This is a genomic window from Sinomonas soli (genome assembly GCF_054782415.1).
The window spans coordinates 13,759-26,967 of sequence record NZ_BAAGSN010000026.1 but is presented as its reverse complement, the minus strand read 5'-3'; the positions used below and the strand labels follow the sequence as shown (position 1 = coordinate 26,967).

Annotated in this window: 11 protein-coding genes; 9 read left to right on the top strand and 2 right to left on the bottom strand. The window is 70.1% G+C overall.

Features of this window, described 5'->3' with window-relative positions; genetic code table 11:
• Positions 1-4: 4 nt before the first annotated feature.
• Positions 5-2,668 (bottom strand): asparagine synthase (glutamine-hydrolyzing), encoded by a 2,664-nt coding sequence (gene asnB / locus ACYVKZ_RS20140; RefSeq protein WP_460994159.1) that lies wholly within the window; start codon positions 2,666-2,668, stop codon positions 5-7.
• Positions 2,669-2,837: 169 nt separating this feature from the next.
• Between asnB and pdxT the strand changes: the two genes are divergently transcribed.
• The 9 genes from pdxT to ACYVKZ_RS20095 all read left to right on the top strand — a co-directional run bounded on the left by pdxT (position 2,838) and on the right by ACYVKZ_RS20095 (position 12,543).
• Complete coding sequence (gene pdxT, locus ACYVKZ_RS20135; protein WP_460994209.1) at positions 2,838-3,476, top strand: pyridoxal 5'-phosphate synthase glutaminase subunit PdxT; 639 nt, start codon at positions 2,838-2,840, stop codon at positions 3,474-3,476.
• 2 nt (positions 3,477-3,478) lie between these two features.
• Positions 3,479-4,234, top strand: a complete 756-nt coding sequence (locus ACYVKZ_RS20130) for a YebC/PmpR family DNA-binding transcriptional regulator (protein ID WP_460994156.1) — start codon at positions 3,479-3,481, stop codon at positions 4,232-4,234.
• A gap of 54 nt (positions 4,235-4,288) precedes the next feature.
• A complete protein-coding gene (ruvC, locus tag ACYVKZ_RS20125; protein ID WP_460994207.1) occupies positions 4,289-4,873 on the top strand; it encodes a crossover junction endodeoxyribonuclease RuvC in 585 nt (194 codons plus the stop codon).
• 74 nt (positions 4,874-4,947) lie between these two features.
• On the top strand, positions 4,948-5,589 hold the full coding sequence (gene ruvA, locus ACYVKZ_RS20120) for a Holliday junction branch migration protein RuvA (protein ID WP_460994154.1): 642 nt from the start codon (positions 4,948-4,950) through the stop codon (positions 5,587-5,589).
• Complete coding sequence (gene ruvB / locus ACYVKZ_RS20115; protein ID WP_460994152.1) at positions 5,582-6,652, top strand: Holliday junction branch migration DNA helicase RuvB; 1,071 nt, start codon at positions 5,582-5,584, stop codon at positions 6,650-6,652. Before ruvA ends, ruvB begins: the two co-directional genes overlap by 8 nt.
• Before the next feature lie 130 nt (positions 6,653-6,782).
• Complete coding sequence (yajC, locus tag ACYVKZ_RS20110) at positions 6,783-7,229, top strand: preprotein translocase subunit YajC (RefSeq protein ID WP_460994205.1); 447 nt, start codon at positions 6,783-6,785, stop codon at positions 7,227-7,229.
• 72 nt (positions 7,230-7,301) lie between these two features.
• Positions 7,302-9,071 carry a protein translocase subunit SecD gene (secD, locus tag ACYVKZ_RS20105; RefSeq protein ID WP_460994150.1) on the top strand — a complete coding sequence of 590 codons (1,770 nt, stop codon included), beginning with the start codon at positions 7,302-7,304 and terminating at the stop codon, positions 9,069-9,071.
• Complete coding sequence (secF, locus tag ACYVKZ_RS20100; protein WP_460994148.1) at positions 9,071-10,066, top strand: protein translocase subunit SecF; 996 nt, start codon at positions 9,071-9,073, stop codon at positions 10,064-10,066. Before secD ends, secF begins: the two co-directional genes overlap by 1 nt.
• A 41-nt stretch (positions 10,067-10,107) precedes the next feature.
• The gene (locus tag ACYVKZ_RS20095; protein WP_460994146.1) at positions 10,108-12,543 is read left to right on the top strand and encodes a RelA/SpoT family protein; all 2,436 of its coding nucleotides are present in this window, start codon (positions 10,108-10,110) and stop codon (positions 12,541-12,543) included.
• On the opposite strand, the gene ACYVKZ_RS20090 is transcribed toward ACYVKZ_RS20095, so the two are convergent.
• Positions 12,540-13,130 (bottom strand): hypothetical protein, encoded by a 591-nt coding sequence (locus ACYVKZ_RS20090; protein ID WP_460994144.1) that lies wholly within the window; start codon positions 13,128-13,130, stop codon positions 12,540-12,542. The two genes, ACYVKZ_RS20095 and ACYVKZ_RS20090, sit on opposite strands and share 4 nt — an antisense overlap.
• Positions 13,131-13,209: the final 79 nt, after the last annotated feature.

Below are 13,209 nucleotides of genomic sequence, written 5' to 3'. Positions count from 1 at the left end.
TGGGTCAGCCCTGCGTGAACACGAGGGACATCGGGGTGGCCTGGGCGCCCTGCCCCTGGGGGTTGTCCTTGAACATGCCGGCGATGGTCTCCGTCGGCAGGTCCGTGTCGTGCCCCATCACCACCACGCCCAGATCGTTGGCGTCCATGATCGCCGTGCCGCCGAACAGCTCCGCGGCGCCGGCCGGGAGGGCCGCACGCACGGCCGCGCTCAGGGCGCGGGCCACGCCCTCGGGGTCCTTGGGCGCGAGCTTCACCGAATTGCTCGCCGCGCCGAGGCTGTACGGCGTGGCGCCGTCGATCGCATTGATGTTGTGGCCGACGACGTCGTAGAACACGCCGCTCTTGCCCTGCACCTTGCCCACCACGGACGCCGCCGCGGCCTTGGCGATGAGCGGCAGGCCCACCTCATTGATCGCGATCTGCATCGACCACGGGCTCCCGAGGCCGATGCCCGCGGGCGTCCGGGTGACGAACTTCGACAGGATGCGCGCCGCCGGGGTCACCTCGATCTCCCAGACCGGGAAGGAGCGCCCCTGGGTGATCGCGACGATCTTCTCGCTCACGAGCATGTACCACGCCTTGCCGTCGACGGCGGCACGCGCCTCCGCGGGGGCACCCGGCAGGCCGCCGAAGAACCGCTCCACGTAGGAGGCCACGGCGGGGGCCAGCTCGGTGTCCTTGGCGAAGACGTCCGTCTGCAGCGGGTAGCGCCGGTAGACGCCCGAGCCCGAGGCGATGTCGAGCTCCTTGCCCGGGTTGGCCTCGTAGTCGCTCTTGTCCGCCTTGACGTCGGCGGGGGCCTCGTCCTTGTCGATGAACTCCCGCAGCCACAGCTCCACGTTCAGCAGGCGCCAGAAGATCATCGTGTCGGCGTCGTTCTTGCCGTTGAGGTACTCCTCGAATGCGGTGAGGACCTGCTCGCGGTCCCAGTAGGGACGCGAGTAGAACGAGTTGGACATGAAGACCTTGTAGATCCGCTCCTTCATGAGCGTGAACCACTCGGCCTCGGGCGTGGTGAAGCCGATCTTGTTGCGCCGGTTGCTGATCATCTCCGGCAGGAGGCCGCGCGTGGCGTCGCGGAGCACCCGCTTGTTCCAGCCCTCCTTGATGATCGCCTCGTCGGAGAGGCTGAAGAGGTACTTGACCACTTCCTTGTCGAGGAACGGCACGCGGCCCTCGAGGGAGAAGCGCATCGTGTTCTTGTCCTCGTACCGCAGCAGCGACGGGAGCGACTTGGCGAACAGGTCGTCGATGAGCCGGGCCTTGAGGTTGGCCGGGATGTTGCCGAACGACTCGTTCGAGAACTTCCCGGTCCACGACTTCTTCAGCAGGGTGCCCATCGAGACGGTCTTCCTGCCGCTGGCCATGCCCTTGAGGCGGAACCGGCCGAGCCGGTAGAAGATGTCCAGGCTCGAGCCCGACTCCTTGGCCAGCGTGGCGTAGTCGCCGGCGGCCTTGAGCTGGCGCAGGTATGCGAAGTAGTAGGGGATGTAGCCGGCCATCATCTCGTCCGCGCCCTGGCCGTCCAGGAGCACCGTGACGTGCTGGGAGGCCTCCTTCATGACGCAGTACTGCGCGTAGGGGCCGGAGGAGATGATGGGCTCCTCCATGGTCCGCACGAAGTCGGCCAGGTCCGCGTCGAAGCCCTCAGGGGTGGGCTTGATCTTGTGCGCCTCGATGTTCCCGCTGCACGCGGCGATGGCGGCGTCGGCGTACGCCTCCTCGTCATTGATGGCGTTGGGGAAGACGGCGCTGAAGGTGTTCTGCTTCGCGCCGACGGCCTCGAGGCCCTCCGCCTTCTCCTGCATGAGCCGGTTGATCGTCACGACCACGGCGGAGGAGTCCAGCCCGCCCGAGAGGGCGCTGCCCACCGGGACCTCGGAGTTGAGGCGGATCCGGATGGCCTCGGTGAACCGCCGGCGGTACTCGTCGACGACGTCCTGGGTGTAGGGGGTGTTGACCTTGGAGAGCTCGGCGAGCTCCTCCCGCAGGCGGGTGTACGAGGAGATGCGGAAGCGGCTCGTCGCGAGGTCGACCGTCATCATCTCGCCCGGGAGGAGCTTGCGGACGCCGTCGAAGAAGGTCTCCTCGGTGTCGTCGTGGATGCGGTACTGGAGGTACCGGTAGAGGATCCGCTCGTTGGGCCGGGCCTCGATCAGGCCCGTGGCGAGGATGGGCTTGATCTCGGACGCGAACAGCAGGCGGGGCTCCTGCTCGGTTCCGGCGTTGGCCCAGTAGAGCGGCTTGATCCCGAAGTGGTCGCGGGCCAGGACGAGCTGCCCGCGGTGCTGGTCGAGGATCGCCAGGCCGAACATGCCGTTGAAGCGGTCGAACGCCTCGGTGCCCCACTCCTCGTATGCCTGCAGCACCACCTCGGTGTCGGAGGCGGTGCGGAAGGTGCGGCCGGCGCCCTCGAGCTCGGCCCGGAGCTCGCGGTAGTTGTAGACCTCCCCGTTGTAGACGAGGACCGTCCGGCCGTCGGCACTGACCATCGGCTCCTGGCCATGGGCGACGTCGACGATCGCGAGCCGCCGGTGCGCGAGGCCCACGCTGCCGTCCGTGAAGTAGCCCTCGCCGTCGGGCCCCCGGTGCACGATGCAGGTATTCATCGCCTCCAGGAGCGATTCATCGAGCCCAGCGCCGAAGTAGCCGGCGATTCCGCACATAGTGCTGTCCTCATCTGTTGTCCTGCGGGTCTGCGCTCCATGCTACCGGCGGGGCCCCCGCCGACCCGCCCCGCGGGGCGGCGACTACACTGTCACGGTGACTTCGAACGCCCCGGCTTCCCCGCAGCCCGCACCGGATCCCCGCTCGCCCCAAGGCCAGGGAACGCCCGTGGTCGGCGTGCTCGCCCTGCAGGGCGATGTGCGCGAACACCTCGCGGCGCTCGAGCAGGCCGGGGCCCGTGCCATCAAGGTGCGCCGGCCCGAGGAGCTCGATACGGTCGATGGCCTCGTGGTCCCGGGCGGGGAGTCAACCACCATCGACAAGCTGGCGCGTGCCTTCGGCATCGCCGAGCCGCTGCGGGACAAGATCCGCGCCGGGTTCCCCGTGTACGGATCGTGCGCCGGCATGATCCTGCTCGCGGACGAGATCGCGGACCGAACGCCGGACCTCGCGGGCCGCCCGCAGGAGTCGTTCGGCGGCCTCGACATCACGGTGCGGCGCAACGCGTTCGGCCGCCAGCGGGAGTCCTTCGAGACGGACCTGGACTTCAAGGAAGTCGACCAGAGCCGCGGCCCCGTCCACGCCGTCTTCATCCGCGGACCGTGGGTCGAGCGGGTCGGCCCGGACGTCGAGGTCCTCGCCGAGGTCGATCCGGCCCACGCGTCGCACACGGCGACGCTCGGGGGCAGGTCTAGAATTGTCGCAGTGCGTTCTGGACGGCTGCTCGCCACATCGTTCCACCCCGAGGTGACAGGCGAGACACGGATCCATGAACTTTTCATCCGCATGATCAGAGGAGAAGCGTAGGCATGTCCGGCCACTCCAAATGGGCGACCACCAAGCACAAGAAGGCCGTCATCGACGCCAAGCGTGCCAAGGCGTTCGCCAAGTACATCAAGACCATCGAGGTTGCCGCACGCATGGGCGGCCCCGACCTCTCCGGCAACCCCGCGCTCGATCTCGCCGTCAGCAAGGCGAAGAAGAACTCGGTCCCCAATGACAACATCGACCGTGCGATCAAGCGCGGCGCCGGCCTGACCGGCGAGGCGATCGAGTACACCGAGATCACGTACGAGGCCCGCGGCCCGCAGGGTTCGGCGCTCCTCATCGAGTGCCTCACCGAGAACCGCAACCGCGCCGCGGCGGACGTGCGCCTGGCGGTCACCCGCAACGGCGGCTCCATGGCGGACCAGGGCTCGGTCAACTACCTGTTCACCCGCAAGGGCGTCGTGGTCCTGCCGAAGAACGGCCTCTCCGAGGACGATCTGCTCATGGCGGTGCTCGACGCCGGTGCCGAGGAGGTCAAGGACGGCGGCGAGAACTGGATCGTGTACTCCGAGCCCGCCGACCTCCAGGCCATCCGCGACGCCCTGAACGAGGCCGGCATCGAGTACGACACCGACGAGGCCGAGTTCGTGCCGTCGATGGAGGTCGACCTCGACGCCGACGGCGCCCGCAAGTTCGTGCGGCTCGTCGATGCCCTCGAAGACCTCGACGACGTGCAGAACGTGTACACGAACGCGGGCATGAGCGACGACGTCATGGCGGAGCTTGAGAACGACTGAGGCGTGAGCACCCCTGAGGCGCCCGGCGCGCGGGCTGCGGGGCCGGGCGCAGGCCTGCGGGTGCTGGGCGTCGACCCGGGCCTCACCCGCTGCGGCATCGGCGTGGTCGACGTCGCGCCGGACCGCCGGGCGACCCTCGTCGCCGTCGGGGTAGTCGGGACGAAGGCCGACGAACCGCTGGACGCCCGCCTGCTGGCCATCGCCCAGGCGATCGACGAATGGCTCGACCGCCACGAGCCGGAGGTCGTCGCCGTCGAGCGCGTCTTCTCCCAGCTGAACGTGAGTACCGTCATGGGGGTCGCGCAGGCCTCGGGCGTGGTGATCGCCGCGGCGGCGCGCCGCGGCATCCCGGTCGCGCTGCATACCCCCAGCGAGGTCAAGGCCGCCGTGACCGGCAGCGGCCGGGCGGACAAGGACGCCGTCACGCGCATGGTCACCAAGATTCTCAGGCTCGAGACCGCCCCCCGTCCGGCGGACGCCGCCGACGCCCTCGCGCTCGCCCTCGCCCACGCGTGGCGGGGGAGCGCCCCCGGCTCGCCCTCCGCGGTGGGACGCACGACGGCGATGCCGGCCACGGCGCTCACGGCGGCGCAGCGGCTGTGGCAGGAGGCGGAGGCGAAGGCGCGCCGCGGCCGGTGAGCCGGATCGACGCTGTCGGCCGCTAGAGTTCTCGTAGATATGTTCGGATCCAACGGGCAAGGCAAGGGGTATCGGTGATCAGCTTCCTCCGCGGTCCGGTCGCCCACGTGGGGCTCTCCTCGGGAGTGATCGACGTCAACGGCGCGGGCCTGGCCTTCTGGGCGACGCCCCAGACCCTCGCGGGCCTGCGGGTCGGCGAGGAGGCCACGGTGCACACCTCGCTCGTGGTGCGGGAGGACTCCCTGACCCTCTTCGGGTTCGCCGACGGCGAGGAGCGTGAGGTCTTCGAGGTGCTGCTGGGCGTCTCGGGGGTGGGGCCGCGGCTTGCGCTGGCGGTCCTGGCGGTCCACAGCCCGGAGGCTGTCCGGGTCGCGGCGCACTCGGAGGACGCGAAGGCCTTCACGAAGGTGCCCGGCATCGGGCCCAAGGTGGGCGCCCGGCTCGTGCTCGAGCTCAAGGGCAAGCTCGTCCCGCTCGGGACGGGGGAGGAGCCTGCCTCCGTTGCGCCGGGGAACGATGCGCCGTGGAAGGCGCAGGTCATCGAGGCGATGGCGTCGCTCGGCTGGAGCGAGAAGGACGCCGCCGCGAGCATCGAGAAGGCGATGGCCGACGCGCCCGAGGTCGCCGCGTCGGGCAGCGTCCCCGAGATCCTCAGGGCCACCCTGCGCTGGCTTGGGCAGGGCGCGCGGGCGCTGAAGGCCGGGGCCCGTGGCTGAGCCGTCCCTCGTGGCGAGCCAGGAGGAGCCCGAGGAGCGGGCCCTCGAGGCGGCGCTGCGCCCCAAGTTCCTCGACGAGTTCGTGGGGCAGGGGCGGGTGCGCCGCCAGCTCTCGCTCGTGCTCGAGGCGAGCCGGATGCGCGGCCGCACCGCGGACCACGTCCTGCTCTCCGGTCCCCCGGGGTTGGGGAAGACCACGCTGGCCATGATCATCGCGGGGGAGATGAACGCGCCGCTGCGCATCTCCTCCGGCCCCGCGATCCAGCACGCCGGCGACCTCGCGGCGATCCTGTCCTCGCTCTCGGAGGGAGAGGTGCTCTTCCTCGACGAGATCCACCGCATGTCGCGTCCCGCCGAGGAGATGCTCTACATGGCAATGGAGGACTTCCGGGTCGACATCGTGGTGGGCAAGGGCGCGGGCGCCACGGCGATCCCGCTCGACCTGCCCCCGTTCACGCTCGTCGGGGCCACCACCCGGGCGGGCCTCCTGCCCGGGCCGCTGCGGGACCGCTTCGGATTCACCGGGCACCTCGAGTTCTACACCGTGCAGGAGCTCGAGCTCGTGCTGCGCCGCTCCGCGGGGCTCCTGGACCTGAAGGTGACCTCCGCCGGGTTCAGCGAAGTCGCCGGGCGGTCGCGCGGCACGCCGCGCATCGCCAACCGGCTCCTGCGCCGGGTGCGGGACTGGGCGCTCGTGCACGGCATCGAGCAGATCGACGCGAGGGCGGCGGGAGCCGCCCTGGACATGTACGAGGTCGACGCGCGGGGCCTCGACCGGCTCGACCGCGGGGTCCTGACCGCGCTCGTCACCAAGTTCGGCGGCGGCCCCGTGGGACTGTCCACCCTGGCGATCGCCGTGGGCGAGGAGCCGGAGACGGTGGAGACCGTGGCCGAGCCGTACCTGGTCCGCGAGGGCCTCATGGGGCGCACCCCACGGGGCCGGATCGCGACGCCGCTGGCCTACGAGCATCTCGGCCTCCCGGTTCCGGCCACCGCGCCGTTCGCCGAGAGCGCAACCCTCTTCGGTCCGGGCTCGGACGAGCCCGGTGGATCGTTGGACTGATCGGAGCGGCCCACCGGCGTGCCCTTAGACTGGGATCACACCCTCGCGTGGCCGAGGGCCCCTATGCTGCGCCCGGGACCCGCCCGAACGCTACCCGAGCCCCACAAAGATTGGACCTCGTATGGACCTGATGACCATCCTCCTGCTGGCTGTCTTCGCCTTCTTCATTTTCACGATGTTCCGGCGGAACAAGAAGACGCAGCAGCAGCAGGCTGAGATGCAGTCCAAGTTCCATCCCGGCGTGGAGGTCATGACGAGCTTCGGCCTCTACGGCCGGATCGTCGCGGTGAACGACGCCGAGAACAAGGTGGTCCTCGAGCTGAGCCCCGGCAACGAGGCGACCGTCCACCGCCAGGCGGTCACCAAGGTCGTCGAGCCCACCGTCCCGGCCGCCGGCGAGTCCGCCGCGCCGATCGCCGACGCCGGCGAGGGCACCCACGAGGCCGGCTCGGCGCCGTCGTCCGGGATCACCCTCGGCAAGAACGAGGAAGCGGCCCCCCGCCCGCAGGACCGGCTCGATGAGACGCCCGAGGAGACCCTTCGGCGCCTCAACGACGAAGGCAACACCAGCAAGTAGCCGAACGCGCCGCCCGGCCATCGCCGGGCGGCCCCGCGCCGACACGGCGCCGTCCCCCATCGAAGGACCACCATGGCACGATCCCGCACGCGGCCGGGACTGAAGACCCTCATCTCACTCGGCGTCATCCTGCTCGCCCTCGTCGGCATCCTCGGCGGCGGAAAGCTGGCCGGGCAGGCGTCCTGGGCGCCGAAGCTCGCCCTCGACCTCGAGGGCGGCACGGAGATGATCCTCGCCCCGAAGGTCTCGGGCGGCTCGCAGATCAACCAGGACCAGCTCAACCAGGCCGTCGAGATCATCCGCCAGCGCGTGGACGGCTCGGGCGTGTCCGAGGCCGAGATCAGCACGCAGTCCGGACGGAACGTGGTGGTGAGCCTCCCCGGCACGCCGTCCGCCGAGACGCGCCAGCTCATCCAGGCCTCGGCGGACATGAACTTCAGGCCCGTGCTCACGACCGGCGATCCAGCAGCGGTCCCAGCGGACCAGCGGCTCACCCCCGACAAGCTCCCGAAGCCGACGGCGGCCCCCCAGAACGCCAGCGACACCAACTGGATCACCGCGGACGTCTACAAGCAGTACGAGGCGCTCGACTGCACCAAGCCGCAGCCCGAGAGCACCCAGCGCTCGGACCCGAACAAGCCGCTCGTGACCTGCGAGCCCGCCGACGGGTCGCGGCCCGCCGCGAAGTACATCCTCGGCCCGGTCGAGGTCGTCGGGACGGACATCGCCGGCTCCTCCTTCCAGCTCCAGCAGGGCCGGCAGGGTGCCGTCACCAACGAGTGGGCCGTGAACATCCAGTTCAACGACGCCGGCACGCAGAAGTTCAAGGCCGTGACCGAGCGGCTCAACGGCTACTACGTCGCCAACCAGAACGACCCCAAGGCCCAGTTCGCGATCGTGCTGGACGACAGGGTCCTCTCGGCGCCGCGGACCCAGGCCGTGATCACCGACGGCCGCCCGCAGATCACCGGCAACTTCACCCAGCAGAGCGCCCAGGCGCTCTCGGACCAGCTGCGCTACGGCGCGCTGCCGATCAGCTTCGAGATCCAGAGCGAGGACCAGATCTCGGCGACGCTGGGCACCCAGCAACTCGAGATGGGCCTCCTCGCCGGCGCGATCGGCCTGCTCCTCGTGGTCATCTACTCGCTGTTCCAGTACCGCGCGCTCGGCTTCGTCACGATCGCCTCGCTCGTGGTCGCCGGTGCGCTGACCTACCTCGCGATCGCCATCCTCGGCTGGACCGAGAACTATCGCCTGTCCCTCGCAGGCGTCGCGGGCCTCATCGTCGCGATCGGCCAGACGGCGGACTCGTTCATCGTCTACTTCGAGCGCATCCGCGACGAGCTCCGCGAGGGCCGCGGCCTGGTCTCCGCTGTCGAGAACGGGTGGAAGCGCGCCAAGCGGACGGTCCTGGCCTCCAAGGCCGTGAACCTGCTCGCCGCGGTCGTGCTGTACTTCGTCGCGGTCGGAAACGTGCGCGGCTTCGCGTTCACCCTGGGCCTCACCGCGATCGCCGACCTCATCGTCGTCTTCATGTTCACCCACCCGATGCTGCAGGTGCTCGCCCGCACCCGGTTCTTCGGGGAGGGCCACCGCTTCTCCGGCCTGGACCCCGAACGGCTCGGCGCCGTGCCCCTCTACCGCGGGGCCGGCCGGCTCCGTGAGGCCTCCGAGGCCGCAAGGGCCAACCTCAAGCCCAAGAACGCCGCCGCCGCGCGCGAGGCCGGCCGGCGCATGACCATCGCCGAGCGCCGCGCCGCTGAGGCTCAGAAGCAGTCCGAGATGACCGCGGCCTCCGGGCGGAGCGGCCGCGCGTCCAAGGGCGCGGGGGAGGAGAACTGATGTCCAACTTCTTCGCACGCTTCGGCAACGAGCTCTACACCGGCAAGCGCTCCTACCCCTTCGTGGAGCGCAAGAAGGTCTGGCTCGGCACGGCCGCGGTGCTCGTGCTGATCTCGATCCTCATCCCGGTATTCACCGGCGGGTTCAACCTCGGCATCGAGTTCCGGGGCGGCAGCGAGTTCCGGATCTCCGACACGGCCTCCACCGATGTCCACCGCGGCGAGCAGGCCGTGGACTCCGTGGCCCCCGGCAACCAGCCCCGGGTGAGCAACATCGCGCCCGGGACGATGCGGGTCCAGACGGAGCGGCTCAGCGACACCCAGACCCTCGAGGTGAAGGGCAAGCTCGCGGCCTCGTACGGGGTCGCCGCCGACCATGTCACCTCCTCGTTCGTCGGGCCGACGTGGGGAGCGGACGTGTCCAAGCAGGCCCTGCTCGGCTTCGTGATCTTCGTGGTCCTCGCCGCCGTGCTCATGGCGCTGTACTTCCGCACGTGGAAGATGTCGCTGTCCGCGCTCACCGGCATGTTCGTCACGATGATCATCACCGCCGGGGTCTACGCGGCCAGCGGGTTCGAGGTCACGCCCTCGGCCATCATCGGGTTCCTGACGATCCTGAGCTACTCGCTCTACGACACCGTGGTGGTCTTCGACAAGATCCGCGAGAACACCGCCGACATCACGGCCTCGACCCGCCGGACCTTCGCCGAGGAGGTCAACCTCGCCGTCAACCAGACCCTCGTGCGCTCGATCAACACGATGATGGTGGCCGTGCTGCCCGTCGCCGCGATCCTCTTCATCGGCGCCGGCCTGCTCGGCGCCGGCACGCTGCGGGACCTCTCGCTCGCGCTGTTCGTCGGCATCCTCATCGGCACCGCGGCGACGATCTTCATCGCCGCCCCGATGTACGCCGGGCTACGCGAGCGGGAGCCCGGCCTCCGCAAGCAGGCGGAGCGCGTCGAGGCGCGTCGGTCCTCGGCGAACGCGGCCGTCTGAGCAGCCGCGCGGGGCATACACTGAGGGAATCCCGTCAACGAATGGAGGTCCCCTCGGTGGTGGAGCGTCCGACGTCGTCCCAGGCCCCGGCAGGGGCGCCCGGTGCCGCGGGAAGCGGCACCGGGGGCCCGTCGTCGCCCGCGCGCACGGCGTCCCCCGCACCGCAGGCCGCCCCTGCGCCCGCCGGCGTCGGCGGGAACAGCCTGCTCGAGCGCCCCACACTCGGACGCCGGGACTGGTCCTTCGCCCGCCTGGCGCGGCTGACCGGACGCGGGCCGAGCGCCCACTCGCCGATCCTCGAGCCGCTGCTGCGCACCGTGCGTGCCAACAATCCGCGGGAGGACTTCGACCTCATCCAGCGCGCGTACGAGGTGGCCGAACGCAGCCACCAGGGCCAGAAGCGCAAGAGCGGCGACCCCTACATCACCCATCCCGTCGCGGTCGCCACCATCCTCGCCGAGCTCGGCATGACCGGGACGACGCTCGCGGCGGCACTCCTGCACGACACGGTCGAGGACACCTCGTACACGCTCGAGCAGCTGAAGAAGGACTTCGGGCCCGAGGTCGCGATGCTCGTGGACGGGGTCACGAAGCTCGACAAGGTCCAGTTCGGCGAGGCCGCCCAGTCCGAGACCGTGCGGAAGATGGTCGTGGCGATGGCCAAGGACATCCGCGTGCTCGTCATCAAGCTCGCGGACCGGCTGCACAACGCCCGCACGTGGCGCTTCGTCTCGCCCGAGTCCTCGGCCCGCAAGGCCCGCGAGACGCTCGAGATCTTCGCGCCGCTCGCGCACCGGCTCGGCATGAACACCATCAAGTGGGAACTCGAGGACCTCTCCTTCGCCGCGCTCTACCCCAAGGTGTACGAGGAGATCGTGCGCATGGTGGGGGCGCGCACACCCGAGCGTGAGAAGCAGCTCTCGGTGATCCGCGCCCAGATCGCCGACGACCTGCGCGCTGCCAAGATCAAGGCCGAGATCACCGGACGTCCCAAGCACTACTACTCGATCTACCAGAAGATGATCGTCCGCCAGAAGGAATTCGACGACATCAACGACCTCATGGGCGTGCGCGTTCTGGTCGACTCGGTGCGCGACTGCTATGCGGTGCTGGGCACCCTGCATGCGCGGTGGAACCCGCTCCCGGGCCGGTTCAAGGACTACATCGCGATGCCGAAGTTCAACATGTACCAGTCGCTCCACACGACCGTGATCGGGCCCAGCGGGAAGCCGGTCGAGATCCAGATCCGCACGCACGAGATGCACCGGCGCGCCGAGTACGGCGTCGCTGCGCACTGGAAGTACAAGGACCAGCCGCGCGCCCAGAGCCACACGCCCGACGGCAAGGCCTCCGAGATGGGCTGGCTCCGCTCGCTCGTGGACTGGCAGCAGGAGACCTCCGACCCGGGGGAGTTCCTCGACTCGCTGCGGTTCGAGATCAACGCGAAGGAAGTCTTCGTCTTCACGCCCAAGGGCGAGGTCATGGCCCTGCCCGCAGGGTCGACGCCGGTCGACTTCGCCTACGCGGTGCACACCGAGGTGGGCCACAGGACCATCGGCGCCAGGGTCAACGGCAAGCTCGTCCCGCTCAACAGCGAGCTCAACCACGGCGACTGGGTCGAGATCTTCACGTCCAAGGCCGAGGGCGCCGGCCCCAGCCAGGACTGGCAGCACTTCGTCAAGAGCGCCCGTGCCCGCAACAAGATCAGGCAGTGGTTCTCGAAGGAGCGCCGCGAGGAGGCCATCGACAAGGGCAAGGAGCTGCTCACCCGCGCGATGCGCAAGCAGAACCTGCCGCTCCAGCGGCTGCTCAGCCACGACGCGCTGCTCGCCGTGGCCCAGGAGTTCCGCTACCAGGACATCGCCGGGCTCTACGCCGGGATCGGCGACGGCCACGCGTCGGCACAGTCGGTCGTGGAGAAGCTGGTGGACAGCCTCGGGGGTGCGGCGGGCGCGGCCGAGGACATCGCCGAGACCATCGCGCCCACCAAGGGCAGCATCCCGCCCAAGTACTCGAACTCGGGCGTGATCGTGAAGGGCGTCGGCGACGTCTGGGTCAAGCTGGCCCGCTGCTGCACGCCGGTGCCGCCGGACCCGATCATCGGGTTCGTCACGCGCGGTTCCGGGGTCTCGGTGCACCGGACCGACTGCACGAACATCGCCACCCTGCGCGCCGAGCCGGACCGGATGGTGGACGTCGAATGGGCACCCACGCAGTCCAGCGTGTTCCTCGTCGAGATCCAGGTCGAGGCGCTCGACCGCAAGAGCCTGCTCTCGGACGTCACCCGCGTGCTCTCCGAGAACCACGTGAACATCCTCTCCGCGCACGTGCACACCTCCACCGACCGGCTGGCCGTCTCGCGCTTCGCGTTCGAGATGGGCGATCCCAAGTACCTCAGCCACGTGCTGGGGGCCGTGCGCCGCATCGACGGCGTCTTCGACGTCTACCGCACCACCGGCAACCGGCGCCGCACCTAGCCGAGCCGGCCGAGCACGCCGCGCGCCCTGTCCTTGTGCGGCTGCCGGGGCATCTCTTCCAGTCCCGCGGACACGAGGGCTGCCGTGAGCCCCAGCCCAGGATGGCCGAGCAGGCGCCGCAGGACGGGCAGTGCCGCGCGCTCCTCGCAGTGGAGGGCGAGGTCGATCGCGGTGCGGAGCCCGCTCGTCACCTTCAGCCCGGCGATGTCGACGACGTCGAGTTCCCCGAAACGCACCTCGTGCACCAGGAGCCGGTCCCCGGTGCCCAGCCGGGCGAGCCGCCGGGTGCTCTCGACGAGCATGACCGGCCGCTCCGGGGCCGGCGCGCACCCGAGGATCCACGCCGCCGTCATCCGCCCCGCGACGGTCCGTTCGCGGACCCGCGGCGTCAGCGTCTGTGCCAGGGCCCGCGCCCTGAGCTGGGACGTCGTCCGCACCGCCGCGGGCACATACACCTGGGCGAGGATCCGGCGGACCACCCCGTCGGATTCCATCGCCTGCAGCTCGACCGCGCTGAACGGCCGGCCGGCCGTGAGCACGGGCGGACCGCCGAGGCCCGTGCCGCGGGGGAGGAGGGAATCAGGCATACGGCCATCATGCCCGCCGGAGTCCCGTGGGCGCGCGCCCCGGCCGAGACCTGTGGACAACCGGCCGTCCCGCGGATGC

Coding starts and splice junctions, on each gene's coding strand:
- ACYVKZ_RS20095 (WP_460994146.1), top strand. CDS start 10,108: ATGGAGGTCCCCTCGGTGGTGGAGCGTCCGACGTCGTCCCAGGCCCCG.
- secF (WP_460994148.1), top strand. CDS start 9,071: ATGTCCAACTTCTTCGCACGCTTCGGCAACGAGCTCTACACCGGCAAG.
- ACYVKZ_RS20090 (WP_460994144.1), bottom strand. CDS start 13,130: ATGCCTGATTCCCTCCTCCCCCGCGGCACGGGCCTCGGCGGTCCGCCC.
- asnB (WP_460994159.1), bottom strand. CDS start 2,668: ATGTGCGGAATCGCCGGCTACTTCGGCGCTGGGCTCGATGAATCGCTC.
- ACYVKZ_RS20130 (WP_460994156.1), top strand. CDS start 3,479: ATGTCCGGCCACTCCAAATGGGCGACCACCAAGCACAAGAAGGCCGTC.
- yajC (WP_460994205.1), top strand. CDS start 6,783: ATGACCATCCTCCTGCTGGCTGTCTTCGCCTTCTTCATTTTCACGATG.
- secD (WP_460994150.1), top strand. CDS start 7,302: ATGGCACGATCCCGCACGCGGCCGGGACTGAAGACCCTCATCTCACTC.